Origin of the sequence: Hymenobacter properus (genome assembly GCF_015694735.1) — a bacterium.
In the GTDB taxonomy this organism is placed as follows: Bacteria; Bacteroidota; Bacteroidia; order Cytophagales; family Hymenobacteraceae; genus Hymenobacter; species Hymenobacter properus.
The window spans coordinates 66237-80475 of sequence record NZ_JADQDP010000001.1; the positions used below are offsets into that span (position 1 = coordinate 66237).

General features: G+C 61.6%; 10 protein-coding genes. 7 read left to right on the forward strand and 3 right to left on the reverse strand.

Annotation, left to right across the window (positions count from 1 at the left end):
- Nucleotides 1–84: 84 nt before the first annotated feature.
- Nucleotides 85–273: a DUF6728 family protein gene (locus I2I01_RS00330; RefSeq protein ID WP_196284434.1), complete on the forward strand. Its 189-nt coding sequence runs from the start codon at nt 85–87 to the stop codon at nt 271–273.
- A complete protein-coding gene (locus I2I01_RS00335; RefSeq protein ID WP_196284435.1) occupies nt 273–623 on the forward strand; it encodes an MmcQ/YjbR family DNA-binding protein in 351 nt (116 codons plus the stop codon). Before I2I01_RS00330 ends, I2I01_RS00335 begins: the two co-directional genes overlap by 1 nt.
- A gap of 142 nt (nt 624–765) precedes the next feature.
- Here the strand turns inward: I2I01_RS00335 and I2I01_RS00340 are convergent, their stop codons facing one another.
- Both I2I01_RS00340 and leuS read right to left on the reverse strand, forming a co-directional pair.
- Nucleotides 766–3333 carry a M14 family metallopeptidase gene (locus I2I01_RS00340; protein WP_211537740.1) on the reverse strand — a complete coding sequence of 856 codons (2568 nt, stop codon included), beginning with the start codon at nt 3331–3333 and terminating at the stop codon, nt 766–768.
- Between the two features lie 138 nt (nt 3334–3471).
- Nucleotides 3472–6255 carry a leucine--tRNA ligase gene (gene leuS / locus I2I01_RS00345; RefSeq protein ID WP_196284437.1) on the reverse strand — a complete coding sequence of 928 codons (2784 nt, stop codon included), beginning with the start codon at nt 6253–6255 and terminating at the stop codon, nt 3472–3474.
- Nucleotides 6256–6469: 214 nt separating this feature from the next.
- Between leuS and dnaG the strand changes: the two genes are divergently transcribed.
- From dnaG to I2I01_RS00370, 5 genes are all read left to right on the forward strand, one after another.
- A complete protein-coding gene (gene dnaG, locus I2I01_RS00350) occupies nt 6470–8569 on the forward strand; it encodes a DNA primase (protein ID WP_196284438.1) in 2100 nt (699 codons plus the stop codon).
- A gap of 170 nt (nt 8570–8739) precedes the next feature.
- The gene (locus tag I2I01_RS00355) at nt 8740–9795 is read left to right on the forward strand and encodes a potassium channel family protein (protein WP_196284439.1); all 1056 of its coding nucleotides are present in this window, start codon (nt 8740–8742) and stop codon (nt 9793–9795) included.
- Nucleotides 9796–9861: 66 nt separating this feature from the next.
- Nucleotides 9862–11091 (forward strand): glycosyltransferase family 4 protein, encoded by a 1230-nt coding sequence (locus I2I01_RS00360; protein WP_196284440.1) that lies wholly within the window; start codon nt 9862–9864, stop codon nt 11089–11091.
- Between the two features lie 8 nt (nt 11092–11099).
- Nucleotides 11100–12287, forward strand: a complete 1188-nt coding sequence (locus I2I01_RS00365; protein ID WP_196284441.1) for a glycosyltransferase — start codon at nt 11100–11102, stop codon at nt 12285–12287.
- A gap of 109 nt (nt 12288–12396) precedes the next feature.
- Nucleotides 12397–13623 (forward strand): bifunctional 3,4-dihydroxy-2-butanone-4-phosphate synthase/GTP cyclohydrolase II, encoded by a 1227-nt coding sequence (locus tag I2I01_RS00370; RefSeq protein ID WP_196284442.1) that lies wholly within the window; start codon nt 12397–12399, stop codon nt 13621–13623.
- Nucleotides 13624–13761: 138 nt separating this feature from the next.
- Here I2I01_RS00370 and I2I01_RS00375 read toward each other — a convergent pair whose 3' ends face one another.
- On the reverse strand, nt 13762–14223 hold the full coding sequence (locus tag I2I01_RS00375) for a hypothetical protein (RefSeq protein WP_196284443.1): 462 nt from the start codon (nt 14221–14223) through the stop codon (nt 13762–13764).
- Nucleotides 14224–14239: the final 16 nt, after the last annotated feature.

Genomic DNA, 14239 nt, shown 5'->3' on the forward strand with positions numbered 1-14239 from the left:
CTTCGAATCCTCTAATATTCCGTGTTTTGGCAAATCATTCTGCCCCGCGCGGTGTTACCTTTCCGAATCAAAATCCGCCCCGCCATGAACGGTAAAAACCTCTTCAACTTCGGCCCGGTCCTCGGCTATTACTTCCGCAAGAACGACCCCAACCGCAAATCCAACTTCAACCTGAAGACCATGCACTTCATTAACAAGCTGAGCTTGGCGATGTTCCTGATTTGCCTGGTGGTAATGTTTGTGCGCTACATCCTGCCCGCTTTCACGCGCTAATGAATATTGAAGATTTTCGCGACTACTGCCTGCTGAAGCCCGGCGTGACCGAAGAAACGCCCTTCGGCCCCGAAACCTTGGTGTTCAAAGTCGGCGGCAAAGTTTTCGCGCTTACCGACATCGATACCTTCGGCAGCATCAACCTGAAGTGCGACCCCGAGCGCGCCGTGGAGCTGCGCGAGGCCCACGACTACGTGCTGCCCGGCTACCACATGAACAAAAAGCACTGGAACACGGTGCTTATCGGAACCGGTGCCCCGGAAGGCCAGCTCCGCGAACTGATTGACCATTCCTACGATTTGGTGCGCGCTTCGCTGCCGAAAGCTGTGAAGGCAAAGCTGGAAGAATAAAAAAAGAACGTCATGCCGAGCGCAGCCGAGGCATCTCGCGTGTAGTAGTAATTCAATCGTGAATACGGTTTTGAATACTGCCCCGAGCGAGATTCCTCGACTGGCTCAGCATGACGTTCTTGATTCCAGGTGCAAACAAAAGCTACTGTCCTACCAAAAAAACGGCGTTGCCGAACATTAGCTTGCCGCCCTGCCAGAAAGCGCGAAACAATGGATTGTCGCCCAGGTAAATGACCTCGCCGCGCCCCATGTCCTGCGCGCCCACTACGAAGGTGTCGGTGAGGTCTTTGCGGGCCTTGGCGCCGGTGAAACCGGCCGAGTAGCTGTCTTTTTTGATGACTCCCACGTTCCAGCCGCCCTTGTCGAGGAAGCGGTAGCCAAGCGGGTTGCGCACCAGGGCAAAGTAGGTATCGCCGTAGCCGAAGGCCAGCGGGTGGGTGTTGTCGAGCTGCACGCGGTAGATGCTGCCTTGCACGGCTTCTTCGGCCTCCTCGCGCTCGGCGTCGCCGTAGCGGCGCAGCAGGCGGTAGGGGTTGGCTTTCAGCTCTTTTTTGATGGCGGTGGAGTCAGTTGTTTTGGGTTTGAGCAGGAAGTCCTTTTTGCCGGAGAGGAAGCGGGCCGCGCCTTCAAGGACGATGAGGCGGCCGCCGTCGCGCACCCAGGCTTTGAGGTTGTCGAGGTTGCGGTCGTTGTAGATATCGTTGTAGCCGCCATTGGGCAGAATCAGGACGTCGTACTTGTTGAGCGAAACGCGGCTCAAGTAGTCGGTGCCGAGCACCGTGAGCGGGTAGCCGAGCTGTTGCTCGAAGAAGTGCCACACCTCGCCAAAGGCGGTGGCGTCGACGCCCGGCCCGGCCACCACGGCCACTGTTGGCTTCTGCACAAAATGCACTGAGCTGGAGCCCAGGTCGCGCCCCGAGGTCGAAAAGCCCGATTTCACGGCCATGACGGTGGTGCCGGCCGAATCGGCCTGGGCACGCACCAGCTGGTCGAACCGGGTGCCGAGGCCCTCGTTGCCGGTGCGGGTGATGATGAGCGTGCCGGGCGCGTACTGCTGGCCTTCCGACTCGAACGCCTTTTCGGCGTAGCGCACCTTTACTTTTTGTTGCAGCAGGCGGCTCAGGAAACGCACGTCCTGCAGGCTGTTCCAGCGGGCCAGGTAGGCATAGGGCCGCTCGGCGGTGGCGGCGCTGCCCTTCACGCTGGCCGTGGTGGGCGCGCTGGCCGAGGCATCAATTCGGCCGGGCACGGCATAAGCTTTCAGACCAAACGCGTAGGGCAGCGCCCAGGAGGTGATATCGTAGGTGAGCGAGTCTTCGAGCTGAGGCTTGGGCTCGAAAAGCACCTTCACCAGCGTCGATTTGGGCTGGTACATGCTGATAACTACGTCGTGAGGCTCCACGGTCACGTCGCCGGTTTTACCGGTGAAATAGCTGAAACCTTTGGTTTTGGTGCGCTTGGGCGCGTAGCCGTAGCGAATCTGGTTGCGGTCGAGGTAGCGGGTGAAAGCGCGGAGCTGGCCGGGGTCGTTGCCGGCGCCGATGACGTAGCTCTTGAACTCGCCGCCGGGCTTATTGGCCGCATTAGCGAAATAGCTCTGAAACTCGCGCAGCAGGTCGTCGTGCCGCTCGGCGGTGGCCTGAATGGTGGCGCGGCTGGCGGCGTGGTGGTGCGCAATACGCTGAGCCAGCGTCAGGGTGTCGCCGTCGAGGCGGGCGTAGGCGGTGCCGGTTTGGCCGCCCTGCTCATACGTCATGCCGATGGCCCCGTTGAAGCTGGGCCAGGTATCGCCGTAGGTGGGCGCGTACAGGTCGTAGAATTCACGGGTGAAATACAGCCAGTTGTTTTTGTCGAACGCCACCTTGTTGTAGTCGCCAAGCACGCCTTGGAACTTCCGTTGCCAGGCGGTGAGGTCGGCGTGGTAGGGGCGGGCGGCGGGTGAAAAGTAGTAGGTGCTGTTGGGGCCCATCTCGTGGAAGTCGGCGTGCACCTGGGGCAGCCACTGGTTGTATAGGGCAATGCGCTGCTGGGTTTCCTGCTGGGTTTGCCAGGCCCAGTCGCGGTTCAGGTCGAAGTAGTAGTGGTTGGTGCGGCCGCCGGGCCAGGGGTTGCGGTTTTGCCAGGCATCGGGCGCGGCGTTAGGCGACTGGCTCCGCACGGTGTTGTACCAGTTCACGTACCGGTCGCGGCCGTCGGGGTTGATGCATGGGTCGACCACCACGACGGTGTTTTTCAGCCACTCCTGCATCTGCTGGTCCTGTGGGTTAGCCAGGTCGTAGAGCACCTGCATCACGGCTTCCGACGAGCTGGCCTCGTTGCCGTGCACGTTGTAGCTCAGCCAGCACACGCCCGGCAGCTGGCGCTGGGCGCTGCCGCTTACCAGGCCGGCCAGGCGTAGGTTGTTGCGGCGCACCTCATCCAGCCGGCCGAAGGTTTCGGCGCTGGCCACCTGCACCACTTCCAGCGGGCGGTTTTCATAGGTTTTGCCGTAGCGCACCAGCTTCATGCGGCCGGGCGTGTGTGCCACTACGTGGGCCACGTAGCGCAGAATTTCGGCGTGGGGCGTGAACTGAGTGCCGAGCTTGTAACCCAGGAATTGCGTGGGCGTGAGCAGCGGGCCGGCTGCGTCGGTGGTTTGCGCTTGTAGGTTGGGAGTGCTGCTAAAAGCCAGCACCAGTAGCAAGCTCCAAAAACTCAGTTGCAGTTTCACGCCAACACCTTGCTGTAGACTTGTAGGGAATAGTATCATCTATTGGGCAAAAGGAAATTCCAGAAAAAAGCGCGCCGCGAAGCGACACTTCAAAAGTATCACTCCGCAGCGCGCCATACGCAGCCAGAATTTCGGTGACTACACCACCACGTTCACCATCCGTCCCTTCACCACAATCACCTTCTTGGCGGCTTTGCCTTCGCCGTGCTTGGCCAGGAAATCCGACGCCAGCACGGCCGATTCAATCTCGGCCGGAGTGGCATCGGCGGCGAATTGCATCTGCTCGCGCACCTTGCCGTTGATGGCCAGCGGATAGGTCACACTTTCCTCTACCAGGTATTCCTCGCGGAACTCGGGGTAGCGGGCAGTGGAGATGCTGCCGGCTTCGTGGCCCAGCTCCTGCCACAATTCCTCGGCCAGATGCGGCGCAAACGGGCTCACCAGCAGCACCAGCGGCTCCAAGATTGCGCGCTTGTGGCACTTGAGGGCCGTGAGCTCATTCACGGTAATCATGAACAAACTGACGGAGGTGTTGAAGCTGAACTTCTCGATGTCTTCCTGGGCCTTCTGAATGGCGCGGTGCAGCACCTTCAGTTCGGCCGGGGTGGCTGGCTCGTCGGTCACAGCCAGAACACCATCTTCGGGGTGGTAGAGGCGCCAAAACTTCTTGAGGAAGCTGCCCACGCCGCTGATGCCGTTGGTGTTCCAGGGCTTGTACTGCTCGAGCGGACCGAGGAACATCTCGTAGAGGCGCAGCGCGTCGGCACCGTAGCGGCCAATCAGCACATCGGGGCTTACCACGTTGTACTTCGACTTCGACATCTTCTCGACCTCAACCCCGCACACGTAGGTGCCGTTGTCTTCGAGAATGAATTCCGCGTTGGCATACTCTTCGCGCCACTTCTTGAAGGCTTCGACGTTGAGCACATCGTTTTCCACAATGTTCACATCCGCGTGCAAGGCCGTGGTTTCGTACTGGTCTTTCTTGCCCAGCGTCACGAATTTGTTGGTGCCGTTGATGCGGTACACAAAATTCGAACGGCCCAGAATCATCCCCTGGTTAATCAGCTTTTGGAACGGCTCGTTGCAGTGCACTAGGCCCAAGTCTTTCAGGAACAGGTACCAGAAGCGGGCGTACAGCAGGTGGCCGGTGGCGTGCTCCGCTCCGCCCATGTAGAGGTCCACGTTGCCCCAGTATTTTTCCGCCTCCTCGCCTACGAAGCGGGCGTCGTTGTGCGGGTCCATGTAGCGCAGGTAGTACCACGACGAGCCCGCCCAGCCGGGCATCGTGCTCAGCTCGTAGGGGTATTTTCCTTTATACAGCCAGTCCTGGGCACGGCCGAGGGGCGGCTCGCCGGTTTCGGTGGGCTTGTACTCGTCGATTTCGGGCAGCACCAGCGGCAGGTCGCTCTCGGCGATGCCGTAGGCCGTGCCGTCCTTGTAGTAAATCGGGATGGGCTCGCCCCAGTAGCGCTGGCGGCCGAAAATGGCGTCGCGCTGGCGGAAATTTACCTTGCCCTTACCCAGGCCCTTTTCTTCGAGGAAGGCGATGAGCTTCTGCGTAGCCTCCTTATAGGTGAGGCCATTGATAAGGTCAGAGTTGATGTAGCGGCCTTCCTTGGTGGGGTCGGCCTGCTGGTCGAGGCCCTGCTGGGCGTCGGAAATGGCCGGGATGGGCAGGCCGAAATGCGTGGCAAACAGCCAGTCGCGCTGGTCGCCGCTGGGCACGGCCATCACGGCGCCGGTGCCGTAGCCGGCCAGCACGTAGTCGGCCAGCCAGATGGGCACGGGCTCGTTATTGACCGGGTTCAACGCATAGGCGCCGGTGAACACGCCCGACACGGTTTTGGCATCGGCCATGCGGTCGCGCTCCGAGCGGCGCTTGGTGGCGGCGATGTACTCGTCCACCGCGGTGCGCTGTTCCGGCGTGGTCAGTTGGTCTACCAGCTCATGTTCCGGGGCCAGAACGAGGAAGGTGGCCCCGTAAATCGTGTCAACCCGGGTGGTGTACACCTTGATTTGCGCCGTATCAGAGCCCTGTACCGGGAACGTCACTTCGGCCCCGATGCTCTTGCCAATCCAGTTGCGCTGCATCTCCTTCACAGCATCGGGCCATTCGAGCTGGTCGAGGCCTTGCAGGAGACGGTCGGCGTAGGCGGTGATGCGCAGGCTCCACTGCGGCATGAGTCGGCGCTCCACGGGGAAGCCGCCGCGCTCCGAGACGCCGTCTTTCACCTCATCATTCGAGAGCACCGTGCCCAGACCGGCGCACCAGTTCACGTAGGTGTCTTGCTGGTAGGCGAGGCGGTAGGGGAGCACGGCGGCCAGCTTCTGCTTTTCGCTCATCATCTGCCACTGGCCGGCGGTGAAGTCGTGGCGCTCCTCGTCATCGCCGGCGGCCCGGATGCCGGCGCTGCCGCTTTTCGCGAAGCGGGCTGTGAGCTCGGTGAGGGGCTCGGCGCGGTCGGTGTCGAGGTTGTACCAGGAGTTGAACAGCTTGAGGAAAATCCACTGCGTCCACTTGTAGTAGCTGGGGTCGGAGGTACGCACCTCGCGGCTCCAGTCATAGCTGAAGCCCAGGCTGCTAAGCTGCTGGATGTAGGTATTGATGTTCTGCTCGGTGGTGAGCGCGGGGTGCTGCCCGGTCTGGATGGCGTACTGCTCGGCGGGCAGGCCGAAGGAGTCGAAACCCATGGGATGCAGCACGTTGAACCCTTGCAGGCGCTTGTAGCGCGTCACGATGTCGGAGGCAATGTAGCCCAGCGGGTGCCCCACGTGCAGGCCCGCCCCTGACGGGTAGGGGAACATGTCGAGCACGTAGTACTTGGGCTTGTCGGAGTGGTTCTGGGCCTGGAAAGTGCCGTGCGCTTTCCAGTGGGCCTGCCACTTCTTTTCGATTTCTTCGGGGCGGTATGCGGGCATCTTGCGCGGAGTTTATTCCGGGCAAAGGTAGGACGTAGGAGAAAGTAGGGCGAAATTTGTTGTGTTGGCCACGAGTCGACTGTCATGCTGAACGCAGTGAAGCACCTTAATTACCACTGAACAAGTCGTGCCAACGTGAGAAGGTGCTTCACTGCGTTCAGCATGACAGACGTAGAAACCCGACCACCCCTTTTGCCCCGATACCCCGCCCCCGATGGCCCGCATTCCCAAAGAGTTAGTTGACCACATCATCCAGACCGCCGACATCGTGGAAGTCGTCGGCGACTTCGTGCAGCTTAAGCGCAAGGGGCAGAATCTGTGGGCCCCGTGCCCGTTCCACAACGAGAAGTCGCCCTCGTTCTCGGTGAACCCAGCCAAAAGCCTCTACAAGTGCTTCGGCTGCGGCAAGGCCGGCGGCGTGGTGCAGTTTGTGATGGACGTGGAGGGCACCAGCTACGTGGAGGCCCTCAAGTACCTGGCCCGCAAGTACGCCATCGAGATTCAGGAGGAGGAAAAGACGCCCCAGCAGCAGTTAGAGCAGAACGAGCGAGACTCGCAGTTCATCGTTTCCGACTTCGCCAAAAACCACTACCATCGCCTGCTGCTCAACTCCGAGGAGGGCATGAGTATCGGCTACGGCTACCTCAAGGAGCGCGGCCTTAACCTGAGCACAATCCAAACCTTCGAGTTGGGCTACTCGCTCGACGCCTGGGACGACCTCATGAAAGCCGCCGAAGCGGCCGGCTACGACAAGAAATACCTCGAAAAAACCGGCCTCACCGTCATCCGCACCGACGACCAAGGCAAGGACACCGGCCGGCGCTACGACCGGTTCCGGGGCCGCGTGATGTTTCCGATTCATAACATCAGCGGCCGGGTAGTGGGATTTGGAGCGCGCACGCTGAAGCGCGACGACAAGATGGCGAAGTACCTGAACTCGCCCGAGTCGGAGATTTACCACAAGTCCGACGTGCTCTACGGCCTGTTCCAAGCCCGGCAGGCCATCCGCACGCAGGAGGTCTGCTACCTGGTGGAAGGTTACCTCGACGTGCTCAGCCTTTACCAAGGCGGCATCAAGAATGTGGTGGCCTCGTCGGGCACCTCGCTCACCGAGGGCCAGATTCGCCTCATCAAGCGGTATTCCGATAATGTTACGGTACTGTATGACGGCGACGCGGCCGGTATCAAGGCCTCACTGCGCGGTACGGACTTGCTGCTCGAAGGAGGCCTGAACGTGCGCGTGGTGCTTTTCCCCGATGGCGACGACCCCGACTCCTACATCCGCAAAGTAGGCGACCAGCGCTTCACCGAGTACATCGAAACCAAGAGCCAGGACTTCATCAGCTTCAAAACCACGCTGGTGGCCCGTGAGGCCTCTGGCGACCCCGTGAAAAAGGCCGAGGCCATCCGCGACGTGCTCCACAGCATCGCCAAAGTGCCCGACGCCATCAAGCGGCAGGTGTTTTTGCAGCAGACATCGGCCACCTTCGGCATCGACGAGCAGGTGCTCATCACCGAGTACAACAAGCTAGTAAAAACCGCCAGCCAGAAGGCCCCCGATGGCCGCCCCCAGCCCGGCGGTGAAAACCGTGGCAACTACGGCCAGGGCGCCGGCAGCGCCAACACCGGCTACCCGCCCAGCAGCACCCCGCGCCCGGCCCCCGCCGCGCGTCCGATGACCGATGAGGAAGAGGCTGAAATGCTGATGTACGGCGGCGCCGAAGCAGCCGAGTCGCTGGGCAACTCCTTTGCGGCGGCCCCGGCCAAAGCCGCCGAGCAGGAGCCCATGCCCGACATGCTGCAAGTGTGCGAGCGCGAGGTGCTGCGCCTGCTGGTGCTCTACGCGGGCCGCGAAATCGACAATGAAATGAGTGTGGCCGGCTACCTGATGGGCCAGCTCGGCGAGTACCCGCTCACGTTTCCGCTCTACGCCGAGATGTGGGAAATCTGCCGCCAGGAGCTGCTGGCCGGCCGCTTCCCCGACGCCCGCCAGCTGGCCCAGAACGAGCGCGAAGACATCCGCCAACTCATAACCGACCTGGCCACCGAGCGCTACGAAATCAGCCCCAACTGGCGCACCAAGGAAATCTACGTCTTCAACGAAGTTGACCTTCCCCAGCTGGCCTGCGACAACGCCGTGCTCCGCCTCAACAAAGTGCACGTGCAGCGCGAGCTCGACCAGTGCCTCGAAAAGCTCCGCCACCCGCTGGAGGACGCCGAGATGTTCGAGATTCTGGGCGACATCAAGCGGCTGAAGGAGCTGGATAACGAGTTGGCTGGCCTGCTGGGCACGGTGGTGGGACGCAGCGCGTAGGGTTTTTCTTGAACAAATTAAGACCGTCATGCCGAGCGCAGCCGAGGCATCTCGCGTGCTGAAGTAATCCGATTATCAGGATTTACCGTTGCCCGCGAGATGCCTCGACTGCGCTCGGCATGACGGCCAAAGATGACTTTCTTTGCGGCCCCGGTTCCGCTTTTTAAAAAATGCTCCACCGCCTCAACATCAACCGCCTGCTGCTGGCCATCACCCTCACCGGGCTGAGCTTGGTGTTTGGCATGACGGGCTTCATGGTCATCGAGCACTACCACCCGGTGGATGCTTTTTACATGACCGTGACCACCATTGCCACGGTGGGCTTTGGCGAGATTCACCCGTTTTCGCACGCCGGGCGGCTGTTCGTTTCTTTTTACATCATGTACAACCTGGTGGTGGTGGCCTACCTGGTGTCGGTGTTCTCCTCTTTTATCTTTGACGGCGAGCTGCGCAAAATTTACAACATGATTCGGACCGACCAGGAAATCCGGCGTTTCAGCGGGCACGTCATTGTGTGCGGCTTTGGCCGCAACGGCCGCCGCGCCTACCAGGAGCTCATTGCCAACGGCGTGCGCGTAGTTGTCATCGAGATGAATCAGGAGCTGATGAAAAGCCACGCCGAGGGCGAAACCGACGAGGACTACGACGGCGACGGCGCCCCCGGCGGCAACATCTACAGCGTGTTCGGCGATGCCACCGCCGACCGCGTGCTCAAGCAAGCCGGCGTGGAGCGGGCGTCCTCGCTCATCACCGCCCTGCCCAAAGATGCCGACAATGTGTTCGTGGCCCTCTCGGCCCGCGCCCTCAACCCGCGCCTGCGCATCATTGCCCGTGCCTCCCAAAAAACCTCCGAAAGCAAGCTGCTCTCGGCCGGGGCCGACTCGGTGGTGATGCCCGACGAAATCGGCGGCTCGCACATGGCCAACCTCGTGGTGCGCCCCGAAGTCATCCGCTTCCTCGACCTGATTTCGGGCCTCAGCGCCGATAAAATGCGGCTTGAGGAAATGAGTTTTGAGCAGCTGCGCAAAGAGCTGCGCGGGCGCAGCATCCGAGAGCTCGATGTGCGCTCCATTACGGGTGCCACCATCATCGGCCTGCGTCAGGCCAGTGGGGATTTGCTCGTGAGCCCGCCCGTCGATTATGTGCTGGCTTCCGGCGATGTGCTGCTGGTGCTCGGTAGCGAAGAACAGATTGAAACTTTCGAGGTACGTTTCCGGCAGTTGTAACGCTGGATACGGAATCGCCTGCCCTTGCGAAGCCTTTTCCTGCTTGCCTCTACCTTTGCGGGCCCTATGCACATTCTGCAACTATGCCCGCGCGTTCCGTTTCCGCTGACCACCGGCGGGGCCATTGCCATGTACGACGTGGCCGCGGGCCTCGTGCAGGCCGGCCATCGTGTCACGATGCTAGCCATCAACACGCCCAAGCACCACCAGCCCGCTAACGCGCTCGACCACCTCGGCCCCAATTTCCGGTTGGTAACGGTGGACGTGAACACCGATTTATCGCCGGTGAAAGCGCTGAGGAATTTGCTGTTCAGCACGCTGCCCTACAACGTAGAGCGCTTTATCAGCCCGGCGGTGGGGGAGAAGCTTTTGGAGATTTTGCGCACCGAAACTGTGGATGTGGTGCAGTTGGAGGGCACCTTCGTGGCATGGTATGCTGAGTTGCTGGGCCGCCAGCACAGCGCGGCGTTGGCCGTGCCACCGCTGGTGCTGCGCGCCCACAACGTGGAGTACACCATCTGGCAGATGCTGGCCCGACGGGAGGCGAACCCGGCCAAGCGCTTGTTTTTGCGCATCATGGCAGCGCGGCTCGAAAAGTTTGAGCGCCGCCACCTGCCCCAGTTCGACGCCGTGGCCGCCATCACCGACGACGACGCCCAGCGCCTGCGCGCCCTAGGCTGCCCCGAGCCGGTGGTGTTTATTCCGGCGGGGGCCGATTTAAGCCGTTTCCAGCCCGACCCGGCCGCGCAAGCCAAGCCCCGCACGCTGTTCATGATTGGCTCGTTGAACTGGCTCCCCAACCTCGAAGGCCTGCACTGGCTGCTGCGCGAAGTGTGGCCCACGGTGCGCGCCGAGATGCCCGACGTGGAGCTGCACATTGCCGGCAGCGGCACGCCCGATGAGCTGCTGCGCCCGCGCACCGACGGGGTAGTGGTGCACGGCTTTGTCGATTCGGCGGCGGCGTTTATGCAGCAATACGAGCTGATGCTGGTGCCGCTGCTGAGCGGCGGCGGCATGCGCATCAAAATCATCGAGGGAATGGCACTGGGCAAGGCCATTCTCAGCACTACGCTCGGAGCCGAGGGCATTGCCGTGCACGACGGCCGCGACATCGTGCTGCGCGACTCGGCCGTCGCCTGGCTCGACGCGTTGCGCAGCTGGTACCGCGGCGAGGTGCCGGTGGCCACCATTGGTGCGGCCGCGGCCCAAACCGCCTCCGAACGCTACGACCGCCGCCGCGTCACAGAGCAATTCGTAGGCCTATACGAGCGGCTGCGGCCGGTGCCGGCCAGCTGATGATGACCGTGGTGCTGCAACTTGTGTTTTGGGGGTGCCTGCTGTTGGTAGCGCACAGCTACGTGCTGTTTCCGCTGCTATTGGCGCGGCTGGCGCGCGGCAAGCAGCAAAACCAGGACGTGTACCCGCCCGGCGCGCCCGACCTGCCGGCCGTCGACATTCTGCTGGCGGCCCACAACGAGGAAGCCGTCATTGAGGAAAAGGTACGCTCCACCTTTGCCACCACTTATCCGCTCGACCGCCTGCGCCTGCTGGTGGGCTCCGATAATTCTTCGGACCAAACCAACGCCCTGCTCGCTAAGCTGGCACAGCAATACCCGCAGCTGCAATTTGAGGCCTACACTCAGCGCACCGGCAAGCCCACCGTCATCGAAAACCTGGCCCGGCAGGCCACCGCCCCGGTGCTGGTGCTCACCGATGCCAATGTTTTTTTCGCTCCCGACACGCTGCACCAGCTGGTGCAGCACTTCCACAACCCGGCCATTGGCCTGGTGGGCGGCCACATCCTCAATCCCGAGCACCGCGCCGAAGGCATTTCGGGCCAGGAAAAAGCTTACCTGGTGCGCGAAAACCTGATGAAGTACCAAGAAGGCGTGGTGTGGGGCGCCATGATGGGCGCCTTTGGTGGCTGTTTTGCGGTGCGGCGCGCCTGCTACCACCCGGCCCCGGCCGCGTTTCTGGTCGATGACTTTTACATCACCATGGCCGTGCTGCGCGATGGCTACCAGGCCATTAATGAGCTGGGCGCGGTGTGCTACGAAGATGTATCGGACCACCTGCCGGAGGAGTTCCGGCGGAAGGCGCGCATCTCGGCCGGTAATTTCCAGAATCTGCGGGCCTTTCGTTCGCTACTGTGGCCACCGTGGCGCGGGGTGGCGTTTGCGTGGTGGTCGCATAAGGTGCTGCGCTGGCTCACGCCGCAGCTGCTGCTGGTGTTGCTAGCGGCCACGGCGGGGCTAGTAGCCATGGGCGCGGGCTGGTTTTTTCAGCTGGCCTTGGCCGGACAGGTTGGCCTGCCGCTGCTGCTGCTGCTCGATGCCGCGCTGCAGCGCCGGGGCCGCCACTCCCGGGCGCTGCGCTTTGTCACGCACTTTTATAGCATGAATGCAGCCCTGCTGCTGGGCTACTGGCGCTACCTGCGCGGCATCAAAACCACCGTGTGGCAGCCCACGCAGCGGTTTCAGCAGGCCAAATAGAACAGGAACGCCGAGCCGCGGCGTTGGAGGCAAACGCGCCCGCACGGCCCTGGCTAACTTTGCGGGCGCCGCCGTTGTTATGGCCCGAAATACCCCATCCATCCCACCAATGCTAGATTCCATCGAATCCGCCATCGAAGACATTCGCGCTGGCAAGGTCGTCATCGTCGTCGACGACGAAGACCGTGAAAACGAAGGCGACTTCATTTGCGCCGCGCGCGCAGCCACGCCCGAAGTCATCAACTTTATGGCCACCCACGGACGCGGGCTGGTGTGCACGGCCCTCACCGAGGAGCGCTGCGATGAACTGGGCCTGAACTTGATGGTGGGCCATAATACGGCCCTGCACGCCACGGCCTTCACCGTCTCGGTCGACCTCTTGAAGAATGGCGTGACCACCGGCATCTCGGCTTCCGACCGCAGCAAGACCATTCAGGCCCTCATCGACCCCACCACCAAGCCCGAGGAACTCGGCAAGCCCGGCCACATCTTCCCGCTCAAAGCGCGCAAGGAAGGCGTGTTGCGCCGCGCCGGCCACACCGAAGCCACCGTGGACCTGGCCCGGCTGGCGGGGTTTGAGCCGGCCGGCGTGCTGGTGGAAATTCTGAAGGAAGACGGCGAAATGGCCCGCCTGCCCGACTTAGAAATTGTGGCCAAGAAGTGGGGCCTGAAGCTCATTTCGGTGCAGGACCTCATCAAGTACCGCCTGGCCAACGAGAGCCTCATTACCCGCGAAATCTCGGTGAAGATGCCCACCGAGCACGGCGATTTCGACCTCTACGCTTATACCCAGAACTCGAACGGGGCCAAGCACCTGGCCCTGGTGAAGGGTGACATCAGCGGCCCCGAGCCGGTGCTGGTGCGCGTGCACAGCTCCTGCGTGACCGGCGACATCTTCGGCTCCTGCCGCTGCGACTGCGGCCCGCAGCTGCACCAAGCCATGCGCCAGATTGAGCGCGAAGGCCGTGGCGTCATCGTGTACATGAACCAAGAAGGCCGCGGCATTGGCCTGCTCAACAAGCTGAAAGCCTACAAGCTGCAGGAGCAGGGCCGCGACACCGTGCAGGCCAACGAGGAACTCGGATTCAAGGGCGACGAGCGTGACTACGGCGTGGGCGCCAGCATCTTGCGCGACCTGGGCATCCGGCAGATGCGCCTGCTCACCAACAACCCCCGCAAGCGCACCGGCCTCATCGGCTACGGGCTGGAAATTGTGGAAACGCTGCCCATCGAAATCCACGCCAACCCGCACAACGAGGCCTACCTTGCCACCAAGCGCGACAAGATGGGGCACGAAATCATGCGCGTGGCTGCCGCAGATGCTCCCGCAGCATAAGTTTTTAAAACCAATTGCTTGCAATAAAAAAGGCCTGGCTTCAAAGCCTGGCCTTTTTTATTGCAAGCAATTGGTTTCGGTACACCGCCGTTCAGCTTGCAAGGAGTAGGCAAGCACGTAGGCGCGGCCAACTGAAATTCAGTTGCTACTAAAATCTTCGTTAGCGCACTGAATGGTTTTCACGGCCACCGGGGTAAGCCGCCCTTTGGTATTTACGCCCCAGGCCTGAACGATATGGCTCAGGTGGGGCCGTGCGCCGGTAGCCGTGGCGTCAAAAACGACGAAATATTGCCGTGACTTGCCGCCGGCGGTGCAACGCGCGATGGCCACTGCGCGGCGCTGGGCAGATACCCGCACCTGTACCGTGTCCGCAATGTCAAACATCGGCTTACGGCCGGCTTGGCTGTGGCGCCTTTCATAAGCAAGAATTACCCTGCCCGCGTTGCAGCCTCCTTGGGTGGGCGCATAGCACACAAGCGCATCTTGCGTTCCTTCTATCAGGCTTTCGCGGCATCGAAAATAACCTTTCAACTCGATGGGCGCCGAATGGGGCGTACTGAAATTGAATAAGCTTAGCAGTGGAAGCAGCAGGATGAGCATAGCTATGTAGAAGGAG

Bases quoted from the DNA above. Each gene is read 5' to 3' on its own strand.
- leuS (WP_196284437.1), bottom strand. From the start codon at position 6,255: ATGCCCGCATACCGCCCCGAAGAAATCGAAAAGAAGTGGCAGGCCCAC.
- I2I01_RS00335 (WP_196284435.1), top strand. From the start codon at position 273: ATGAATATTGAAGATTTTCGCGACTACTGCCTGCTGAAGCCCGGCGTG.
- I2I01_RS00360 (WP_196284440.1), top strand. From the start codon at position 9,862: ATGCACATTCTGCAACTATGCCCGCGCGTTCCGTTTCCGCTGACCACC.
- dnaG (WP_196284438.1), top strand. From the start codon at position 6,470: ATGGCCCGCATTCCCAAAGAGTTAGTTGACCACATCATCCAGACCGCC.
- I2I01_RS00375 (WP_196284443.1), bottom strand. From the start codon at position 14,223: ATGCTCATCCTGCTGCTTCCACTGCTAAGCTTATTCAATTTCAGTACG.
- I2I01_RS00330 (WP_196284434.1), top strand. From the start codon at position 85: ATGAACGGTAAAAACCTCTTCAACTTCGGCCCGGTCCTCGGCTATTAC.
- I2I01_RS00355 (WP_196284439.1), top strand. From the start codon at position 8,740: ATGCTCCACCGCCTCAACATCAACCGCCTGCTGCTGGCCATCACCCTC.
- I2I01_RS00370 (WP_196284442.1), top strand. From the start codon at position 12,397: ATGCTAGATTCCATCGAATCCGCCATCGAAGACATTCGCGCTGGCAAG.